Consider the following 19,605-nt stretch of genomic DNA (forward strand, 5'->3'; position numbering starts at 1 on the left):
CGCCACGGCCGCGCGCCGGTCCGGGCCGCCACGTGCGCCACGATGCGCAGGCCCTCGCCGTCGAAGTCGCCATGGTGGTGCAGCCGGGTACCGAGGTCCGCGGCGCGGCGCAGGGTGCGTAGCACCGCGCTGTTCGTGCCAGCCCGACGTACACACCAGCGGCGGGCACCGGGTGCCGAACCGGCCCAGCGCCATCGCCAGGATGCTCGGGTTCTCCACCACCCAGATCTCCGGCGGCGCCCCGGTGATCTCACTGTCCCGGAGCTCACCCTGCCAGGCTACGGGTCGGGGGCGACACGCCGGGTGGAGATGGGCCGAGGGCGGGTAGGGTGCGGGTCAGAAGTGAATGAAAAACAGCCTCACGGCCGACATCGATGCAGGTCATCAAGTGTCTTCCCCGCGCATGCGGGGGTGGTCCGAAGGCCGACCGGTGACCCCCGAGGCGGCGGCGTGTCTTCCCCGCGCATGCGGGGGTGGTCCCGTGCGCAGCTCACCGGTGTCGTCGTTGGCGGGGTCTTCCCCGCGCATGCGGGGGTGGTCCGACCCCGGATGAGCAGGCTATTGACGCTGCTAAGTCTTCCCCGCGCATGCGGGGGTGGTCCCATTCTCGCCCCGCAGCGGCACGGCGGCCACACGTCTTCCCCGCGCATGCGGGGGTGGTCCGTACCAGCGAAGGAGCAGAGTTGAGCACGTTCAGTCTTCCCCGCGCATGCGGGGGTGGTCCCCGAACACGGCCGGTTTCACGCGCGCGGCCAGCGTCTTCCCCGCGCATGCGGGGGTGGTCCGGCGGTCCACCGGGACGGAGCAAGATTCGTCACGTCTTCCCCGCGCATGCGGGGGTGGTCCCCAGGCCGGAGCCATGATCGGACTGTCCCTGATGTCTTCCCCGCGCATGCGGGGGTGGTCCGGTCAAGGCGGTCGTCCTCCTGCCGGACGACCTGTCTTCCCCGCGCATGCGGGGGTGGTCCCGGCATCACCAAGACCATCCCGCGGGGCAGCTCGTCTTCCCCGCGCATGCGGGGGTGGTCCCAGAACGCCGATCAGGGCGACATACGACAGCGCGTCTTCCCCGCGCATGCGGGGGTGGTCCCCAGCGCCATCAGGATGGTGATCGTCTGCGTGGGTCTTCCCCGCGCATGCGGGGGTGGTCCCACGTTGCCGACGCCGATGCCGGTGTCGCGGGCGTCTTCCCCGCGCATGCGGGGGTGGTCCCCCTTCCGCGAGCGGTTCCACCACCTCCGCCGCGTCTTCCCCGCGCATGCGGGGGTGGTCCTCGGTATGGCGGGTGGCCGCGTTCGTCGCCGGAGTCTTCCCCGCGCATGCGGGGGTGGTCCCCTCGCACGTGGACGTGGGGCCGCGCCTGGTGAGTCTTCCCCGCGCATGCGGGGGTGGTCCCCCGGACGGTGCCGCGCTTCGCGCCGAGCTGCAGTCTTCCCCGCGCATGCGGGGGTGGTCCCGCGGGGGAGCGGACATGCGAAAACGGCCCCCGGTCTTCCCCGCGCATGCGGGGGTGGTCCCAGGTCCCAGGAGTCCTGGCCCGGGTTGCCGCCGTCTTCCCCGCGCATGCGGGGGTGGTCCCTCGGGTTCGACGTGCAGCACGAGGTGGTGCAGGTCTTCCCCGCGCATGCGGGGGTGGTCCCACGCTGGTCAAGTTCTTCTCCGCGGCCCGCAAGTCTTCCCCGCGCATGCGGGGGTGGTCCCGCGGCCAGGCGCCAGGCGCCGTGGGTGGCGAGGTCTTCCCCGCGCATGCGGGGGTGGTCCGCTGGTTTCGCAACTTCGTCGTGCCGCGCGGGAGTCTTCCCCGCGCATGCGGGGGTGGTCCCGGGGGAGGATACCCGGCACCGTGTACCGGTATGTCTTCCCCGCGCATGCGGGGGTGGTCCCTCGCCGCGGTACCGCTTGACCAGCGTGGCCGGGTCTTCCCCGCGCATGCGGGGGTGGTCCCTCGTCATCCACGGGGAAGTAGCTCACGCTGCCGTCTTCCCCGCGCATGCGGGGGTGGTCCCTGGGCGACAACCTTGGCGAATGGGATTACACGGTCTTCCCCGCGCATGCGGGGGTGGTCCGTGGCGTCCGCGGGGGGATCGGTCCCGCGATGTCTTCCCCGCGCATGCGGGGGTGGTCCCGTCGCCGTGAGCGCGACCGGCACCCGGGGCACGTCTTCCCCGCGCATGCGGGGGTGGTCCCGCGGCCTCGGCGCGGCGCAATCTGCCGTTACTGGTCTTCCCCGCGCATGCGGGGGTGGTCCGCCGGACATCTTCGCCGCCACCTACGAGGAGGTCTCCCCCGCGCATGCGGGGGTGGTCCCCCACCCCTCAGACACGATGGTGAAACCGAAACGTCTTCCCCGCGCATGCGGGGGTGGTCCCGCGGCCAGGAAAGCGCCGACGGCGACGGCGGCGTCTTCCCCGCGCATGCGGGGGTGGTCCTTATCCGCGCGTTTGGTGAAGCGTTCGCCGGAAGTCTTCCCCGCGCATGCGGGGGTGGTCCGGCGTGGGCCGACCTCGACACCGTGCGGGAGGAGTCTTCCCCGCGCATGCGGGGGTGGTCCCCCGCGCCGCGCCATCCGCGCCGTGCAGCACTGGTCTTCCCCGCGCATGCGGGGGTGGTCCGTCCCGCTCGCCGTCGCCGTGGTCGGTGTCGAGGTCTTCCCCGCGCATGCGGGGGTGGTCCGCCGACGACCTGTCTCGGAATGAGCGCCAGGCGGTCTTCCCCGCGCATGCGGGGGTGGTCCCGCAGCCCTGCTGCGGGCGGCGTTCCCGGAGACGCGTTCCCCGCGCGTGCGGGGCTGGTCCCTTCATGCTATCCGGCCACGGCCCGGGACTGCCGTGTTCCCCGCACAAGCGGGGAAGACTGGGCAGCAGCGAATCCAGTTCCCAGTGCCGCAGGGACCACCCCGGCGCACGCGGGGAAGACGCATCACCTCAGGCACCGGGTGCGCGAGCGGACCACCCCCGGAGCACCCGGGGAAGACTCGCGAGCGCGTCACTCTCCCACTGTTCGGCGGGGACTACCCCCGCGCACGCGGGGAAGACTTGTTGACCTGCGGCGATGCGAGCCGTGGCGCTGTTTCTCATTCACTTGTCGGGCAGGAAGTATAGGCGCTCACGGTTCACCTGTGAGCGCCACGGGCACACATCCTCGGCCACGCGGGACCGCGGACTCAGTCGGTGGGGAGTCCGTAGGCGTGGGACACGGCGTGTTCGATCCCGCTGGGGTCGATGCCGCCTTCTTCGGCGATGGTGAAGCCGAGTTCGAGCAGCAGGACCCCGATCCGGCTCAGCACCGGCAGCGCGTCGGTGCCGCCCGCGTCCTTGCGGGCGTAGAGCGGTTCGGTCTCGCTGTCGACCGCGCGCCGCAGCCGCATCAACGCGGCCTCGGTGTCCCGCAACGCCGACGACCGTTCGAGGCCGGAGGTCGCGGTGATGGTGGGCATAAATCTCCCTTCCTGAGTCATGGGCCCGCGTATCAGACGTTGGTGCGGTGCGAGAACGTGCGCATGTGCTCGGCCAGGGCGGCCACCTCACCGGCGGTGGCGCGGATGGCGCGAACATCGTCGGGGGCAGCGTCCTCCAGATGCACGAGCGACCCGAGGACCTGCCGCACATGCCGCCACAACGACACCGCCGCAGCCGACCCCACCTCCACCGGTGTGCGCCACTCGGCGGGCCGCACGCTCTCCAGGACGCCCACACCCCGGTCGTGCAGATCCTCCACACCCCCGGACGTCCGCTCACACACCTCCGCCAGCACCTCGTCCAACGCCTGCCACTGCCGCCGGGTCAACCGGGCCTCGTCCATTCCATCTCCTCGTCGTTCCCTGCTTCTAGCGGTATAGTCGCCCGCGTCAACTACACTTTGAAGTGGCGAGGTGTCTGCACGTGTCTGCATTCGAAGGTGTGGGAGAAACTCTGCGGACGGCTCGCATGGAGGCAGGCCTGTCGTTGTCGCGGATGGCAGAGCTGACCCACTTCTCGAAGCCGTATCTCGGGCAGGTCGAAACCGGGAGGCGTGCGGCGACGATCGAGATAGTTGACGCCTACGAGCGAGTGTTAGGGGCCGACATGAGGCGGAACGAGATCACCCACCCCGGGCTGACGAGGATCAAGGGCACACGGCGGCTCTCGACTCTCGTCGGGTCGGTGCAATCCGGAATACCAAATGTGTTCGCGGAACGCCCGACCTCGCACGCCACGGACGTCGCGGTCGGCACTCGCCTCGACCCGGACGGGGTGCGCCAGTTCCTCCGGTGGATGACCGAAGGGGAGACAGCCACCTTGCGGACGAACTCGCTCAGCGTCCTCGCGAAACTCCCAGGGAAAGAGAACGCACAACGAGTGGTCCAGGTGCTCGAAGAAGACCCCGTCGTGCGGCGTTTGTGTCTCGCTGCGGACATCTCGCGCCTGACTCAGGTCGATTGGCGAACAGCCTTACGGGTGGCCGACGATCTGCCCTCCCACCCGAACCCCACCAAACTCGCCAGAAAGGCGGCGAAGGAAGCGGTCGACCCGAAGGACACCGAAAGCCGCTGGTGCGGCGCTTATATGCTCCGACACCTCGCGCCCGTGGTCGGTCGGTGAGCCGCTGACGCCGGGTGCAGGCCGACCCGGCTCGCCCCTGTCAGCAGCAGTGTGCCCCGCGTCAGGCTTCACGGCCCTCGCGGACGGCGACGGCGGCGATGATCAGGGCGGCGATCGGGTCGGCCCACGCCCGCGTGCGCAGGTGGGCTGAGCGACTCGTGTCGTGACCGCTCGCGGGTGGTGCTGCTGAGCCAGACCAGCAGCCATCCAATTCGAAGCTAGCACGAGCATGTCGAGAAAAGCTCATCGGCGCGTTCGTGGGCACTGGAGTTGCGGTGACTATGGTTCCCGTTGGCCCTTTGGCCGGCGCGAGCTCGGGCACGTTGGCGTTCTTCACAGTGATCGGCACGCTGCACCGTCTGCTCGCTTAAGCGGATCTCCCTCTGATCATCTGTAACGGCACCCGTGGTTCGAGAGACATATGGGGGACCGTGCCGACGATGACCTCTGGGGGTTGTGTTGGGTCACTCGACTGCCTGGCTCTCGGGCTGGGCGAAGTCGTACTTCGACCGTGAGACGAGCCAGCTCACGCATTGGCTTCCGCTGTTCCAGCACCTGGAGGACAGTGCCGCGGTGGCGCGTCGCCTGGTCGCCGACTGGGTGCCGCGGCAGGTCGTTCGCCGTATCGGGGCTGCTCTTCCGGGAGGGGAGGACGACGTCGGCACGCTCGCCGCGTGGCTCGCCGGGGTGCACGACGTCGGCAAGCTCTCGCCCGCGTTCGTCGTGCAGGCGCCGCGGTTGGCCGACCGGATGCGGCGGGATCACCAGCTCGGCGCCGATCCCGCCTTGAAGGACAGTCCCGCGCGTAGCAGCGTAAACCACTCGCTCGTCGGCCACGTCGCGGTGCGGGACTGGCTGGTCTCCGAGCTGGACCTCCCACGTCGGGGCGCGGCGACCCAGTTGGCGTCCGTAGTGGGCAGTCATCACGGCATCTCGCCGGAGCGTGCGACGTTGTCGCGTGTCACCGACTTCCCACACCTGGCCGGTACGGGGGTGTGGCAGGAGGCCCGCGCGGACGCTCTTTCGCATATCACCGGGTCCGTCGACTCCGCCGATGTTCTGCGGAAGCTACGGGACACCCGGCTCGACTCACCGTCGCTGGTCCTGCTCAGCGCGATCGCCGTGGTGGCCGACTGGATCGTCTCCAACACGGCTCTGTTCCCGCTGGAGCCGGTGAGCACGGCCGAGTACCTCACCGAGCCGGACCCCGAGCGCACCCGGCACCGGCTCGATCGCGCCTGGCGGCGGCTCGACCTGCCGGCACGGTGGAGCCCCCCACCGGGTGCGGACGTCGACTCACAGTTCCGCGAGCGGTTCCCGCACATCGAACGGCCGCGGCCGGTGCAGCGGGCGGTGGCGGAGACGGCCCGTGGCCTGAGCGAGCCCGGGTTGATGATCGTGGAAGCGCCCATGGGGGTGGGCAAGACCGAGGCCGCGCTCGTCGCGGCCGAGGATCTCGCCCGCACGTTCGGCTCCGGCGGGGTGTTCGTGGCATTGCCGACGCAGGCCACCAGCGACGCGATGTTCGCCCGGGTCGCCGACTGGCTGCGTGCCCTGCCACGCGGCGACGACGCGCCGCCGGTGGACGTGACGCTCGCGCACGGGAAAGCCTCGCTCAACGACACGTTCGACGGGCTCGTCCGCGAGGGGGAGTTCGCCTGTGTCGGGGAGGACTCCGCGGACTCCATCGCGGTGCACCAGTGGCTGCAGGGGAACAAGAAGGGCCCGCTCGCCGCGTTCGTGGTCGGCACCATCGACCAGGTGCTGGTGGCCGGGCTGAAGAGCCGGCACCTGATGCTGCGGCACCTGGCGCTCGCGGGCAAGGTCGTGGTGATCGACGAGGTACACGCCTACGACGTCTACATGTCGCAGTACCTGCACCGGGTGCTGCACTGGCTCGGCGCGTACGGGGTGCCGGTTGTGCTGCTGTCCGCGACCCTCCCGGCCGCGCGCCGGGCGGAACTCGTCCGCGCCTACGCCGCGGGCCGGGGAGAGGTTACCGAGATCCCGACGCGGAGCGACACCGCCTACCCGGCGGTGTCCACGTCGGCCGATCCGGTACCGCGCACGGTCGACGTCGACGAGCCACCGACCGAGGTGGGGATTGACCGGCTGCCGGACGATCTCGATGCGCTCGTGCGTTACCTGCGCGGGGCACTCGCCGACGGCGGGTGTGCCGCGGTGGTGCGCAACACGGTGGACCGGGTGCAGGAGACCGCCGACCGGCTGGCCGAGGAGTTCGGCGGCGACCGCGTCACGGTGAACCACTCGCGTTTCCTCGCGTGCGACCGGGCCCGGATCGACACCGACCTGGTCCGCCGGTTCGGCCCACCGGGGCCGGACAACGACCGCGCCGGCCCGCACATCGTGGTGGCCTCGCAGGTGCTCGAACAGTCCCTCGACGTGGACTTCGACCTGCTCGTCACCGACCTCGCCCCGGTCGACCTGGTGCTGCAACGCCTCGGCCGCACCCATCGTCACCGGCGGGAGCGCCCAGCTCCGGTGCGGGCGCCGCGGTGCGCGGTCGTCGGGGTCCAGGACTGGTACGGCACACCGGTGCGGGCGGTCCGCGGATCCCGGGCGGTGTACGGGGAGTACCCGTTGCTGCGGTCGGCCGCGTTGTTGATCGGGCGGGACACACTCCGCCTGCCGGACGACATCGCGCCGCTCGTGCAGGCCGGATACGGCGACGAACCGATCGGGGATCCGTCCTGGCATCCGGCGTTGACCGCCGCCGCCGAGGCCGCCGGGGCGAAGGCGCGGGAGCGGCGGCACAAGGCCGCGACGTTCCTGCTCGACGAGGCCGCACCGGGGGCGAGCCTGATCGGCTGGGTGCAGGCCGGGGTCGGGGACGCCGAAGGTCCGCACGGCGCGGCGCAGGTGCGGGACGGGGCCGAGTCGCTGGAGGTTCTGGTGGTGCAGCGGGACCGGGACGGTGGCCTGCTCACCCCGGACTGGATTGCCGAGGGGGCCGCCACACAGATTCCGCTCGACGACGTCGTGCCACCGGACCTGGCGCGGATCGTGGCCGCCTGCTCGCTGCGCCTGCCCTTCGCCATGTCACACGAAGGAGTGATCGATGAGGTTATCCGCGTGCTGGAGGACCAGAGCCGATTGACTGCCTTTGACCAGACACCGCTGTTGGCCGGGCAACTCGTGCTCGCGCTCGACCAGCAGCGCCGTGCCACGGTGTGCGCCGGGCAGCACGAGTTCCGGCTCACCTACGACACCCGCCGGGGGCTGATCCATGAGCTCAACTGACCAGGCGTCGTTCGACCTCGTCGACCAGCCGTGGATCCCGGTGCGGATGCGCGACGGCGCGACGACGGAGCTGTCGCTGGTCGAGGTCGTCACCCGGGCCCACGAGGTCGCGACCCTGTCCGGTGACCTGCCCACGCAGGATCTCGCGCTGGTGCGGTTGCTGCTGGCGATCCTGCACCGCGCGTGGGACGGCCCCGGGGATCTGGACGAGTGGGAGCGGCTGTGGCGGGCCGAGCGCCTGCCGACCGGACCGGTCGTCGACTACCTGGACCGGCACCGGGACCGGTTCGACCTCCTGCATCCGGAGACGCCGTTCTTCCAGGTCGCCGAGCTGCGCACGGGCAAGGGGGAGACGTCCGAGCTGAGCAAACTGATCGCGGACGTGCCGAACGGGAGGCCGTTCTTCACCACCCGCCTCGGCGGCGAGTTGTCCCTCAGCTACGCCGAGGCGGCCCGGTGGGTGGTGCATTGCCAGTCTTACGACCCGTCGGGCATCAAGTCCGGCGCGGTGGGCGACGACCGGGTGAAGGGTGGACGCGGCTACCCGATCGGCACCGGGTGGTGTGGACGTCTCGGCGGGGTGCTGCCCGAGGGCGGCACGCTCCGGGAAACTCTGCTGCTCAACCTCATTCCTCGCCGGGCGGACACCCCGAGTCGTACCCACGCCGACGATCTGCCGGTGTGGGAGCGGAGTCCGCAGGGCCCGACCGTGCGGGACGATCCGGAGCCGAGCGGGCCCGTCGACCTCTACACCTGGCAGGCCCGCCGTGTCCGGCTGGTCGCGGACGGCGGACGGGTCCGGCGGGTGCTCATCAGCAACGGGGACCGCCTCGAACCGCAGAACCGGCACCGGCTCGAACCGCACAGCCTGTGGCGACGCAGCAAGGCACAGGAGAAGCAACGGCGCAACAACGACACCGTCTACATGCCGACCCCGCATGACCCCAAGCGGGCGATCTGGCGTGGATTGGAAGCGCTGTTGCCGGGCGCGATCACGGCCGACCAGCGGGCGGAGGCGGCGGACAGGCTCACTGCCGGCGTGCTCGACTGGGTCGCCGAGCTGACCGAAGAGGGAGTGCTCCGCTCGGACTTCGGCGTCCGCGTGCGCACCATCGGCATGACCTACGACCCAAAGGGCTCCATCACCGAGGAGGTCACCGATGATGCGCTGGGGCTCCGGTCGGAACTGCTTCGGCGCGGAGCGCAGCACCTCGTTGGTCTGACACGTGAATGTGTGAAGGCCTCCGAAAAGGCGGCGTACGCGCTCGGGACGCTGGCGTTGAATCTTGCCCAGGCAGCGGGCAAGGCACCGCCGCCGAAGTCCGGGATGCCGGACGACGGTGATCTTAACCGCGCGATCGAACTCGCCTACGCGGAACTCGACGGTCCGTTCCGGGAGTGGCTGTCCGGCCTCGGACCGGACACCGATCCGGTCACCGCCGAGGCCGGGTGGCACCGCACCGCCAATGACGTCGTGTGGCGGCTCGGTCAGGAGCTGCACGAACGCGCACCGGACGTTGCGTGGGCCGGGCGCACGGTGAACGACCGCCTACTGACCGCCGCACACGCCGCCGACCGGTTCGCGAAAGCACTCCGTCAGGCCCTGCCACAGGCCCGTGCGGCCGAGCGCGCCGCCGCGTCGGCGTGACCGTTCCACCCACCGCTTCCAGGAGGACACCGTTGACAGACACCTCGGCGGCCACCCAGAGTTCCACCCCGCCGGAGATCGTGCGGTCGTTCGTCGCACGCACAATCCACGACCTGCAGGGCGGAGTGCTGGCGAACCGGTCCGAGCAGGTGGCCGCACTCGCCCGGCTACGCCGCGCGGTGGGCAAACCACCCGGATCGGTCTTCGAGGTCCTGCCCTACACCACGGGTGCGGACCTGATTCCGGGCAACGCACCGGACGAACCGACCGCCGCCGAAACGGCCGCCCACCTGGCGATGACCCTGTACGCCGTGCACCAGCAGGGGCAGGGGCTGCCCATGCACCGCACCGGTCCCAAGTACGGGCTGGGGCGTGCGGTGCGGCGGCTCGTCCCCGACGCCGAGGTGCCGGAGCGGCATCCCGTGCTGCGCCGCTTCCAGGCGTTGGGCACGTCGACCACCCTCGACGAACTCGCCCACCACGCGCGCGGCCTGGTGCAGCAGCTCCGCGCGCAGAGCCTGCCGTTGGACTACGGGCTGCTCGCCGGCCAGCTCTGGCGCTGGCAGCGGCCGGGAGGTCCGCAGCGGGTGCGCCTGGTGTGGGGGCGTGACTTCCACATCCGCACCGACGACGGCCGGGAGACATCCCCGGACGAGACCGCCGGTGACGACCCTTCCACCACCTCCGAAGAAAGGTGACCCGACTCGTGCAACGCACCATCGTCGACATCCACGTCGTTCAGACCGTCCCGCCGAGCAACGTGAACCGGGACGACACCGGCAGCCCGAAAACCGCCGTGTACGGGGGCAGGCGCCGCGCCCGGGTGTCCAGCCAGGCGTGGAAGCGCGCCACCCGCACCGATTTCGACGGGCTGCTGGACAGCGCTGAGCTCGGCGTGCGGACGAAGCGGGTCGTCGAACTCGTCTCCGAACGGATCATCAAGCGGGATGCCACGCTGACGGAGCAGGCGCTCGACCTCGCCCACAAGACGATCACCGCGGCGGGGATCGCACTCAAGCCCGCCAGGAAGTCCGAGGCCCCGCACGAGTCCGGCTACCTGGTCTTCCTCAGCAATCCGCAGATCGACGCGCTGGCCGATCTCGCGGTGACCGCCCACCACGAAGCGGACGGTGGGGACGTCACGATCGACAAGAAGGAGGCCAAGGCCCGCGCCGCTCGGGACCGTTCCATCGACCTGGCACTGTTCGGCCGCATGGTCGCCGACGATCCCGAGCTCAACGTCGACGCCGCCGCCCAGGTGGCGCACGCGCTCAGCGTGCACGAGGTGAGCAACGAATACGACTACTACACCGCGGTGGACGACCACAAACGCGCCGACGCGGAAGAGGACGCGGGCGCGGGCATGATCGGCACGATCGAGTACAACTCGTCGACGCTGTACCGGTACGCGACCGTGGACGTCGACCGCCTTCGGGACACGCTCGGCCAGGACGAGGCGACCCGCCGCGCGGTCGAGGCGTTCGTACGCGCCTTCGTGACGAGTATGCCCAGCGGGAAACAGAACACCTTCGCCAACCGGACGAAACCGGACGCGGTGGTGGTCATGGTGCGCGATACTCAGCCGATCAACCTCGTCGGCGCGTTCGAGAGCCCCGTGACCGACGACGGCGACGGCGGACGCAGCACCGCCGCGGTCCGGCGGCTCGGCGACTACGCCGCCGAGGTGCACGACGCCTACGACGAGCGGCCCGTGACCGCGCTCGGGGTGGCCGTCGGAGACCGCGGCGCCGCCCTGGACGGTCTCGCCGAGCGGGTCTCGTTCGATGCGGCCGTTGAGCGTGTCGGCGCCACGGTCGACGAGCGTCTGGGCACGGAATGACGGTACTGACGCTCCGGCTGGCGGCCCCACTGCAGGCGTGGGGCACCAGCAGCCGCTTCACCCGCCGCAACACCGACCGGGTGCCGAGCAAGAGCGGGGTGGTCGGACTCCTCGCGGCGGCGCTCGGCAGGCAGCGCACCGACGACCTCGACGACCTGCGGGCGCTGCGTCTCGGGGTGCGGGTGGAACAACCGGGCAGGCTGGAGCGGGACTTCCAGACCGCACGACCGCGTGACGGGTCGAAACCCCTCCCGCTGTCCTACCGGTTCTACCTGGCCGACGCGGTGTTCCTCGCGGTGCTCGACGGTGACCCCGAACTGCTGGCCTCGGCGCGGGACGCGCTGCGACGCCCGCACTTCCCGCTGTATCTGGGCCGCCGCTCGTGCCCGCCCACCGGGCCGCTCGTGCTGGGGATGGGGGACGGCGACCTCGACCGTGCCCTGACCGACACCGGGTGGCAGGCGAGCGCGGCGGTCGCGGGCAGGCGGCACGAGCGCTCCGTCACCCTGACCACGGTCACCGACTGCCCCGCGGAGGAACCCGGTGCCGTGCTGGTGCGGGACGAGCCGTTGAGCTTCGACCCCCGACACCGGCGCTACGGCTGGCGCTCGGTGTCCTGGGGCGCCGTCACGGTGGACAACCCGCACTTCACGCCGTCCCACGACGATCGCGCCGAACAGGACCACCACGAGCCGCTCACGCCGCTTTCAGGAGAGGGCTGACGATGTACCTGAGCCGCTTCGAGATCAACACCGCACGACGCGGCGCCAAGAACATGCTCGTGTCCCCGCAACGGCTGCACGCCGCCGTGCTGGCCGCGTTCCCCGGCCGCTCCGCCGGGACCTCGGACGAGGGCCGTGTGCTGTGGCGGCTCGACGAGAGCGCGGCGGGCACGAAGCTGTACGTGGTGAGCCCGCGGCGGCCGGACCTGACGCACCTGGTGGAGCAGTGCGGCTGGCCGACCACGCAGACCTGGGACGCCCGCGACTACACCCCGCTGCTCGACCGGCTCGCCGCCGGGCAACGCTGGGCGTTCCGGCTCACAGCCAACCCGGTCGTGAACCGGCGGAGGAACGCGGACGCCGGTCGGTCGCAACGGTACGGCCACGTCACCGTCAACCAGCAGAACGACTGGCTGCGCGACCGGGCCACGAGGAACGGCTTCAAGATCGCCGAGGGAACCGGCGGGGAACCCGACCTCGCCGTCCATCGGCGGCGCACGTGGAAATTCGCGCGTGAGGGTCGGCAGGTGACGTTGGCGACCGCCGTGTTCGAGGGCGTCCTGGAGGTCGCCGACCCGGCCGCGCTGCGGCATGCCCTCACCCACGGCATCGGTCCCGCGAAAGGGTACGGCTGTGGCCTGCTCACCCTCGCCCCGGTGACGACGGCCGAGCGGCCCGGCGATGGGTAACGTCCCGGGACCGCCACCGGTCCCGATCAACCACCTGACCCGCGCGCAGGACCGCATGTCGTTCCTGTACGTGGAGCACAGCGTGATCCACCGGGACGCCAACGCGATCACCGCACACGACGCCCGGGGAACCGTGCACGTCCCGGCAGCCACGATCGGCGCCCTGCTGCTCGGGCCGGGCACCACGGTGAGCCAACAGGCGATGGTGCTGCTCGCCGAGAGCGGTGCGACGGCGGTGTGGGTCGGTGAGCACGGCGTCCGCTACTACGCCCACGGGCGGTCGCTCGCGCGTTCGTCCCGGCTGCTGGAGGCCCAGGCCGCGCTGGTGTCCCAGCGTCAGTCCCGGCTCCGGGTGGCGCGGCAGATGTACGCGATGCGGTTTCCGGAGGAGGACACCGCGAAGCTGACGATGCAGCAGCTCCGGGGCAGGGAAGGGGCACGGGTCCGCCGGCTGTACCGGGAACACGCGAAACGGGTGGGAATCCCTTGGGACCGGCGACAGTACGACCCCGGCGACTTCGACAACGCGAACCCCGTGAACCAGGCGCTCTCCGCGGCCAACACGAGCCTTTACGGCGTGGTCCACGCGGTGGTCGTCGCGTTGGGCTGCGCTCCCGGACTCGGCTTCATCCACACCGGACACGTGCGCTCGTTCGTGTTCGACGTCGCCGACCTGTACAAGGCGGACGTCACCATCCCCATCGCCTTCGACATAGCCGCGGCGAACGTCGCCGACATCGGGGCGGAGACCCGTCGCGCGGTGCGGGACCACATGAAGAGCGGCCACTTCCTCGACGAGTGCGTGCGCGACATCAAGTCCCTGCTCGCCGACGAGGAGGACGACGTGGTGGAGTACGGCCCGGAGGCGTTCGACGACCCGGACGTGGTCATGCTGTGGGACTACGACGGCCGGGAAGTGGCCGGCGGTGTCTCGTACGGGAGTGACGACGAGTGACCGTCGTCGTGGTGGCCGCCTGTCCGGTGGGGCTGCGCGGGCATCTCACGCGCTGGATGCTGGAGATTTCGCCCGGGGTGTTCGTCGGCACGGTCAACGCGCGGATCCGTGCGCTGCTGTGGGAGCGGGTGCTCGACATGGTGCAGTCGGGCCGGGCCATCATGGTCTACTCCGCCGACAACGAGCAGGGGCTCGCGTTCCAGGTCCACGGGCACGACTGGCAACCGGTCGACTTCGACGGCATCAACCTGATGCTGCGCCCCAACGCACCGGAGGCGAAGCCGCCGTCGTCCGGGGCGAAGTCGGTGGGCTGGAGCAAGGCGAGCCGCCGAAGGCGCTTCGGCAACCGGGGGTAGGAGCGGCCCGCAGGGGCGCTCCCGCGCGAACTCGCGAAGTAGAGTGAATGAAAAACGCCCTAGTACCTCACATCGCCGCAGGTCATTAAGTCTTCCCCGCGCGTGCGGGGGTGGTCCCCGCCTCGCCGCATCCGGCGGCGGGGCCGCGATGTCTTCCCCGCGCGTGCGGGGGTGGTCCCCTCGGGTTGCACGTGTCTCCGTACTGGGCCCGGTCTTCCCCGCGCGTGCGGGGGTGGTCCCAGGTTCTGCTGAGTGGCTTCGCGGATCGCGGCGTCTTCCCCGCGCGTGCGGGGGTGGTCCTGGGGTGGTGGTGATGGGCAACCACCGCACGGGGTCTTCCCCGGGCGTGCGGGGGTGGTCCTGTCCGCAACATGGTGTTGCGAAAACTGCGGGGGTCTTCCCCGCGCGTGCGGGGGTGGTCCGGTAATGTCCATGATCGGCTGATATGGCGCGCGGTCTTCCCCGCGACCGACGACGAGCTCGTCCAGTTCGTCGAACGGCTCCGCGACTGTGCCTACCACCTCCGCAGCCCTCAGGCGTCCGGGGTCGTCGACCACGCGTTGAAGCGGGCGCATGCGGCCGTCGACCTGCACCGGATCGCCACCTGATCCGGTGGGCCTGTCGACCACCACTCCCACCCCAACACCCGCTACGATCCCACATCTAGTGGTTCAGTTCCTGCTCAAGCCCATTTGTTGTAGAAATAGGAGTCCATGGTGGAGGTCACCGTCGCCGAGAAGCACGTTCCGGGTGTGCCCCGCCGTCTGCCCCGCGTGCGTAGCGGATACCGGGTCGACGTCGAGATCAGCGGCACCGAATTCGGCGTCACCATCACCGTCGACGACCACGGACAACTCGGCGCGGTCGACATCGACCACTCCAAACACGGCACCGTCACCCACGGGCTCACCACCGCGCTCGGCGAGTTGTTGTCGGCCGCCCTGGCGCACGGTATGACCGTGGAGGAGTTTGTGCACCGGTTCCTGCACACCCGGTTCGAGCCGTTCGGTATCACCACCGGCGACCCGGACATCGACTGGTCGTCCAGTCCGATGGACTACCTCGCCCGCCGCCTCGCGCTCGACTTCCTACCGCTGCGGCGGCAGGTCGAGCTTGGTGTCACCCATCCCGACACCGCGGCACCGATCTGGTGATTCCCGACCGTGACCGCGGGGCCCGGGGCGGGCCGGACATCGCTGCCCACTATCACCGGCTCGCCCCGGACTTCACCCGACACTGGTCCTACAGCGACGCATTCGTGGGTTGGATGACCAGCCGTCTCCTTGCCCACGCGGCGGTCGGTGGCGATTCCCGCGTCCTCGACGTCGGCTGCGGCACCGGCCTGTACAGCCAGAGACTCGCCGACCACACCCACCAACTACTGGTGTGCGTCGATCCGTCGACGGCGATGCTCGACCGCATTTCCGACTCGCCCCGACTGGTTCCCGTGAACGCCACCGCCGAAAGCGTCGCCCGAGGTGAGGCGCCGCTCCCGTACCGGAAGTTCGACGCCGTCGTCGTGAAGGAAGCCCAGCACCACGTGTCCCGCGACGTGCGTGAATCCACAGTGCGCGGCTTGGCTCGGCTGCTCGCCCCCGACGGCCGTCTGATCGTGGTCATGATGCCGACACACTGCTGTGGACATCAACACTTCACCGATGCCGAACTCGACGCGGGAATTACCGAGATTCGCCGCACCAACCCGGGTGGCACAGTCACCTTCCCCGACCGGTACACGGTCCTCGTCGCCCACTGACGGGAGTGGCAGGCGGTGTCTCGTACGGGAGTGACGATGAGTGACCGTCGTCGTGGTGGCCGCCAAGGAACGGCCCGCAGGGGCGCTCCCGGGTCTGTGGGGCAGAGCGAACCCGCGAAGTAGAGTGAATGAAAAATGCTCTAGTCCCTCATATCGCCGCAGGTCATCAAGTGTCTTCCCCGCGCGTGCGGGGGTGGTCCGTCGCCGACCGCGCCGCTGATCATGCCGCGCAGGTCTTCCCCGCGCGTGCGGGGGTGGTCCCGGCATCGCGCTGCGGGACGCGTTCCCGGAGACGTCTTCCCCGCGCGTGCGGGGGTGGTCCCAAGTTCATCCGCGACAACGACGGCAAGACGGTGTCTTCCCCGCGCGTGCGGGGGTGGTCCCCGCGCGCATGGCGTTATAGGCCGCGGACCATGGTCTTCCCCGCGCGTGCGGGGGTGGTCCTCTGCCGTTACTGGAGGCGATCAACGCGGGCCGGTCTTCCCCGCGCGTGCGGGGGTGGTCCGTCGCCGACCGCGCCGCTGATCATGCCGCGCAGGTCTTCCCCGCGCGTGCGGGGGTGGTCCCGGCGACATCGACTGGCAGATCTTCGTGTTCCCGTCTTCCCCGCGCGTGCGGGGGTGGTCCCGTGGCAGGCTCGGGCGTCAACCGGGTGTAGACGTCTTCCCCGCGCGTGCGGGGGTGGTCCCGCCCTGCGGGGGCCGATCGATGCGCAGATGGGGTCTTCCCCGCGCGTGCGGGGGTGGTCCCCCGCAGATGGTCATCTTCAGCGACGGGATCTAGTCTTCCCCGCGCGTGCGGGGGTGGTCCCAGGAACAGCCACTCCTCAGCTTGGTCCGCGAGGTCTTCCCCGCGCGTGCGGGGGTGGTCCGTCGGGAGCGCGATTCGCTGTCAACTTTGTGATTGTCTTCCCCGCGCGTGCGGGGGTGGTCCCTGACCGACCTCAGCGTCCGGGCGGACACGGTAGGTCTTTCCCGCGCGTGCGGGGGTGGTCCGCGCGCCCGGGTGGTGCTGTCCGGGATCTGTGGGTCTTCCCCGCGCGTGCGGGGGTGGTCCCGGTGGGCGAGGAACATGTCCTCGGTGCGAACGGGTCTTCCCCGCGCGTGCGGGGGTGGTCCCACCTCGCGGGCCTGGTCGGCCAACCGGTCCCGGTCTTCCCCGCGCGTGCGGGGGTGGTCCATCCTCAAGCCACCGCTCGGCGACGTGCGCCAGGTCTTCCCCGCGCGTGCGGGGGTGGTCCCCGCCGCGGCGGCCGGAGCCTCACAGTCCACCGGTCTTCCCCGCGCGTGCGGGGGTGGTCCCGGCACATCCCGCACCGCGACGAACACCAGGAGGTCTTCCCCGCGCGTGCGGGGGTGGTCCGCGGACTCCGTGTCTCCGTTCCGCCCGGACCCGGTCTTCCCCGCGCGTGCGGGGGTGGTCCCGATCGGCTCTACCGCCAGACGTACGGGACCGCGTCTTCCCCGCGCGTGCGGGGGTGGTCCGTCGCGATGGGGATCATTGGTATCGGGATGGCGGTCTTCCCCGCGCGTGCGGGGGTGGTCCCGCGGAATGGTCGCAGGCCGCGACGGATTGGCTGTCTTCCCCGCGCGTGCGGGGGTGGTCCCGTCGCCGAGGTGCCCTCGGAGTGGAACAGCTCGTCTTCCCCGCGCGTGCGGGGGTGGTCCCTGGTCGAACAGGGCCGCGCCGAGGCCGAGACGGTCTTCCCCGCGCGTGCGGGGGTGGTCCGCATGAACAACGACGTTGAACCGGAACGTCCGTGTCTTCCCCGCGCGTGCGGGGGTGGTCCGACCTCCACGCGGAACGTGGCCAGTTCCTCCCCGTCTTCCCCGCGCGTGCGGGGGTGGTCCGGGCCGGGAGGCACTACAGCAGGCCGGGGTGACGTCTTCCCCGCGCGTGCGGGGGTGGTCCGCGCGACCCGGAGTTCCCGGCCCCGGTGGGGCGGTCTTCCCCGCGCGTGCGGGGGTGGTCCACCGTGGTTCGCCTACCGGACTCGACCCCCGGGGTCTTCCCCGCGCGTGCGGGGGTGGTCCCCTGTCGAGTGATGTCCTGCGGCTGAGGGTCCGGTCTTCCCCGCGCGTGCGGGGGTGGTCCCCTGTCGAGTGATGTCCTGCGGCTGAGGGTCCGGTCTTCCCCGCGCGTGCGGGGGTGGTCCCGGCAAGACGACGCTCGCGTATGACCTGATCGAGTCTTCCCCGCGCGTGCGCGGGTGGTCCCCCGATCAGCAGCAGCGCGCGGTCCCGTAGCCCGTCTTCCCCGCGCGTGCGGGGGTGGTCCACGGCCGTGATCCGTGGCGGGGAACTGCTGGAGGTCTTCCTCGCGCGTGCGGGGTGGTCCCCCCTTTACCGGCGCGTGCCCATCGCGGTCCCGGTCTTCGCCGCGCGTGCGGGGATGCTCCGTACTCGTACGGCTGGCTGGACCATGCTTCGGCTTCTTCCCCGTCCGTGCGAGGTGTTGTGCTCTCTCGGGTCGCTGACGTGCAGTTCGACGTCCTTCTGCGGGTGCCTCACGTGCGTCCCCGTGCCGGGTGGTGGCCGGGTGATCCGCGAGTCGTCTACTATCTCGGCTAGTAGTAAGGCTCGGAGGTTCCATGCGACACGCTGCATCCGGTCGGCTCCCGGCACTCGTGCTGGGGGCCGGGCTTCTCGTGGGCGCCTGTGGTGCGCCGGTGGAGGACGCCACGGCATCCGGGGCCGGTGGTTCCGGGCCCGCGTTGCCGGAGCCGCGGCTGGACACGTCCACCTCGGCGCCCCTGCCACCTCCCGGAGGAGGCGAGGCGCCGGTGCTGGCGCAGCCGGAGGCCGCCTGGAAGGCGCCGTTCGACGACGTCCCCTACCCGGCGGGGGACAACCTGGTGAGCATCCGGTTCCCCGCCGACGACGAGTCGCAGCTGGGGGTCGTCGGGGTGACACCGTCCGGCGAGACCCGGTGGACGGTGTGGACCAACCCGTCCTGCGTCGGGTACGGCGTGACCGAGGTCGGTGACCGGCCCGGCGCGGTGGTGCTCGCCAGCGACGCGGACAACCGCGAAGGCAGGATCGCCACGAGGACCAGCGCGAACGTCTACGATGCCGCGGACGGGAGCCGGTTGTGGGGTCCGACGTCGGTGCCCGGCCCGTTGCAGGGGCCGGGGTTGGTCTTTGGGCGGGTGGCGAACTCGGTCGTCGGCGGGGAGTCGGGGCGGCGGCTGATGCTGGCTGCGGACACGGGGGAGCCCGTCGAACCGCCGGTGGACGGGGCGGTCGCGCTCTACGAGCACCACGGCGCGGGCCTGTTCGCATACGACGGGAAGCTCACCGCGCTGGACACCGGCAGCGGGGACACGCTGTGGCGGTCGTCGGAGCTGGAGTTGCCGTCCGGGTGGTCCGAAACCGACCGGGTGGAGCTGTTGGAGGGCACCCAGGGTTCGGACGAAGGCGTGGTGGCGCTTCGCTGGTCCGGCGACGGGGGTGAGCGCACCAGCCTGCACGATCTGCGCACCGGCGAACTGCTCGCCGCGCTCGGGGACGAGACTGAGTTCCGGTCGGTGGTCGACCCGGACAGCGGCACGCTCGTCGTCAGCGGCCTGGACGGCTACCGCGTCACGCGCGCGTTCGACCTGCGTACCGGGGAACCCCGGTGGACCGACGACGGCGCCGACGGGTTGCTCGCGCTCACCATCGTCGAGAGCGGCGTGGGGTACGGCACGCGCTCCGGCACGCCCGTGGCGGTCGATCTGCGCACGGGCCTGACGATCGACCGCGGCGAGGGGTTCGCGCCGGTCGCGGCGTCCGACGCCGGCGTGCTGATCACCCCGGC

Annotated in this window: 15 protein-coding genes, 1 pseudogene and 3 CRISPR repeat arrays; of the genes and pseudogenes, 12 read left to right on the forward strand and 4 right to left on the reverse strand. The window is 71.0% G+C overall.

Translation table 11 applies throughout. The features are described 5' to 3' along the window. From SACHA_RS25905 to SACHA_RS0102105, 3 genes are all read right to left on the reverse strand, one after another. A partial coding sequence (locus tag SACHA_RS25905; RefSeq protein ID WP_232211791.1) for a DUF2399 domain-containing protein occupies nucleotides 1-125 on the reverse strand: 125 nt, incomplete at its 3' end. A 265-nt stretch (nucleotides 126-390) separates the two neighbouring features. Further along, a CRISPR array of direct repeats spans nucleotides 391-2,795; the repeat unit is 28 nt; unit sequence GTCTTCCCCGCGCATGCGGGGGTGGTCC. A 368-nt stretch (nucleotides 2,796-3,163) separates the two neighbouring features. Then, nucleotides 3,164-3,436: a hypothetical protein gene (locus tag SACHA_RS0102100; RefSeq protein ID WP_019806819.1), complete on the reverse strand. Its 273-nt coding sequence runs from the start codon at nucleotides 3,434-3,436 to the stop codon at nucleotides 3,164-3,166. 32 nt (nucleotides 3,437-3,468) lie between these two features. Further along, nucleotides 3,469-3,801, reverse strand: a complete 333-nt coding sequence (locus SACHA_RS0102105; protein WP_019806820.1) for a hypothetical protein — start codon at nucleotides 3,799-3,801, stop codon at nucleotides 3,469-3,471. Nucleotides 3,802-3,899: 98 nt separating this feature from the next. Between SACHA_RS0102105 and SACHA_RS0102110 the strand changes: the two genes are divergently transcribed. Further along, on the forward strand, nucleotides 3,900-4,580 hold the full coding sequence (locus SACHA_RS0102110; RefSeq protein WP_269634134.1) for a helix-turn-helix domain-containing protein: 681 nt from the start codon (nucleotides 3,900-3,902) through the stop codon (nucleotides 4,578-4,580). A gap of 61 nt (nucleotides 4,581-4,641) precedes the next feature. On the opposite strand, the pseudogene SACHA_RS25915 reads toward SACHA_RS0102110, so the two are convergent. Further along, nucleotides 4,642-4,710: pseudogene (locus tag SACHA_RS25915) on the reverse strand (cobalt transporter); the annotation flags it as partial. A 326-nt stretch (nucleotides 4,711-5,036) separates the two neighbouring features. Between SACHA_RS25915 and SACHA_RS0102115 the strand changes: the two are divergent. From SACHA_RS0102115 to SACHA_RS0102170, 11 genes are all read left to right on the forward strand, one after another. Next, entirely contained in the window at nucleotides 5,037-7,841 is a 2,805-nt protein-coding gene (locus tag SACHA_RS0102115; RefSeq protein ID WP_019806822.1) for a CRISPR-associated helicase/endonuclease Cas3, read from the forward strand. Next, the gene (casA, locus tag SACHA_RS0102120) at nucleotides 7,828-9,489 is read left to right on the forward strand and encodes a type I-E CRISPR-associated protein Cse1/CasA (RefSeq protein ID WP_019806823.1); all 1,662 of its coding nucleotides are present in this window, start codon (nucleotides 7,828-7,830) and stop codon (nucleotides 9,487-9,489) included. The genes SACHA_RS0102115 and casA overlap by 14 nt, the downstream gene beginning before the upstream one ends. Nucleotides 9,490-9,521: 32 nt before the next feature. Continuing rightward, nucleotides 9,522-10,187 (forward strand): type I-E CRISPR-associated protein Cse2/CasB, encoded by a 666-nt coding sequence (gene casB / locus SACHA_RS0102125; RefSeq protein ID WP_019806826.1) that lies wholly within the window; start codon nucleotides 9,522-9,524, stop codon nucleotides 10,185-10,187. Between the two features lie 8 nt (nucleotides 10,188-10,195). Further along, nucleotides 10,196-11,329: a type I-E CRISPR-associated protein Cas7/Cse4/CasC gene (cas7e, locus tag SACHA_RS0102130; protein ID WP_028662804.1), complete on the forward strand. Its 1,134-nt coding sequence runs from the start codon at nucleotides 10,196-10,198 to the stop codon at nucleotides 11,327-11,329. Then, nucleotides 11,326-12,051, forward strand: coding sequence for a type I-E CRISPR-associated protein Cas5/CasD (gene cas5e, locus SACHA_RS0102135; protein ID WP_019806830.1), 726 nt, complete (start codon nucleotides 11,326-11,328; stop codon nucleotides 12,049-12,051). The genes cas7e and cas5e overlap by 4 nt, the downstream gene beginning before the upstream one ends. 2 nt (nucleotides 12,052-12,053) lie before the next feature. Next, nucleotides 12,054-12,740: a type I-E CRISPR-associated protein Cas6/Cse3/CasE gene (gene cas6e / locus SACHA_RS0102140; RefSeq protein ID WP_019806832.1), complete on the forward strand. Its 687-nt coding sequence runs from the start codon at nucleotides 12,054-12,056 to the stop codon at nucleotides 12,738-12,740. Next, nucleotides 12,733-13,695 carry a type I-E CRISPR-associated endonuclease Cas1e gene (gene cas1e, locus SACHA_RS0102145; RefSeq protein ID WP_019806834.1) on the forward strand — a complete coding sequence of 321 codons (963 nt, stop codon included), beginning with the start codon at nucleotides 12,733-12,735 and terminating at the stop codon, nucleotides 13,693-13,695. Before cas6e ends, cas1e begins: the two co-directional genes overlap by 8 nt. Continuing rightward, nucleotides 13,692-14,051: a type I-E CRISPR-associated endoribonuclease Cas2e gene (cas2e, locus tag SACHA_RS0102150; protein WP_019806836.1), complete on the forward strand. Its 360-nt coding sequence runs from the start codon at nucleotides 13,692-13,694 to the stop codon at nucleotides 14,049-14,051. The genes cas1e and cas2e overlap by 4 nt, the downstream gene beginning before the upstream one ends. An 89-nt stretch (nucleotides 14,052-14,140) precedes the next feature. Beyond that, a CRISPR array of direct repeats spans nucleotides 14,141-14,473; the repeat unit is 28 nt; unit sequence GTCTTCCCCGCGCGTGCGGGGGTGGTCC. A 291-nt stretch (nucleotides 14,474-14,764) separates the two neighbouring features. Then, on the forward strand, nucleotides 14,765-15,205 hold the full coding sequence (locus SACHA_RS0102160) for a TSCPD domain-containing protein (protein WP_019806838.1): 441 nt from the start codon (nucleotides 14,765-14,767) through the stop codon (nucleotides 15,203-15,205). A 113-nt stretch (nucleotides 15,206-15,318) separates the two neighbouring features. Continuing rightward, on the forward strand, nucleotides 15,319-15,807 hold the full coding sequence (locus SACHA_RS19895; RefSeq protein ID WP_157601571.1) for a class I SAM-dependent methyltransferase: 489 nt from the start codon (nucleotides 15,319-15,321) through the stop codon (nucleotides 15,805-15,807). Nucleotides 15,808-15,979: 172 nt separating this feature from the next. Further along, a CRISPR array of direct repeats spans nucleotides 15,980-18,205; the repeat unit is 28 nt; unit sequence GTCTTCCCCGCGCGTGCGGGGGTGGTCC. Nucleotides 18,206-18,397: 192 nt separating this feature from the next. Continuing rightward, nucleotides 18,398-19,605, forward strand: a 1,208-nt coding sequence (locus SACHA_RS0102170; RefSeq protein WP_028662806.1) for a PQQ-binding-like beta-propeller repeat protein, incomplete at its 3' end; no start/stop codon positions are given.

Source organism: Saccharomonospora halophila 8, assembly GCF_000383775.1.
Taxonomy (GTDB): domain Bacteria; phylum Actinomycetota; class Actinomycetes; order Mycobacteriales; family Pseudonocardiaceae; genus Saccharomonospora; species Saccharomonospora halophila.

Excerpts from the sequence above, each read along its gene's own strand:
- SACHA_RS0102105 (WP_019806820.1), bottom strand. The coding sequence starts at position 3,801 with ATGGACGAGGCCCGGTTGACCCGGCGGCAGTGGCAGGCGTTGGACGAG.
- cas1e (WP_019806834.1), top strand. The coding sequence starts at position 12,733 with ATGGGTAACGTCCCGGGACCGCCACCGGTCCCGATCAACCACCTGACC.
- SACHA_RS0102160 (WP_019806838.1), top strand. The coding sequence starts at position 14,765 with ATGGTGGAGGTCACCGTCGCCGAGAAGCACGTTCCGGGTGTGCCCCGC.
- casA (WP_019806823.1), top strand. The coding sequence starts at position 7,828 with ATGAGCTCAACTGACCAGGCGTCGTTCGACCTCGTCGACCAGCCGTGG.
- SACHA_RS19895 (WP_157601571.1), top strand. The coding sequence starts at position 15,319 with ATGACCAGCCGTCTCCTTGCCCACGCGGCGGTCGGTGGCGATTCCCGC.
- cas5e (WP_019806830.1), top strand. The coding sequence starts at position 11,326 with ATGACGGTACTGACGCTCCGGCTGGCGGCCCCACTGCAGGCGTGGGGC.
- SACHA_RS0102100 (WP_019806819.1), bottom strand. The coding sequence starts at position 3,436 with ATGCCCACCATCACCGCGACCTCCGGCCTCGAACGGTCGTCGGCGTTG.
- cas6e (WP_019806832.1), top strand. The coding sequence starts at position 12,054 with ATGTACCTGAGCCGCTTCGAGATCAACACCGCACGACGCGGCGCCAAG.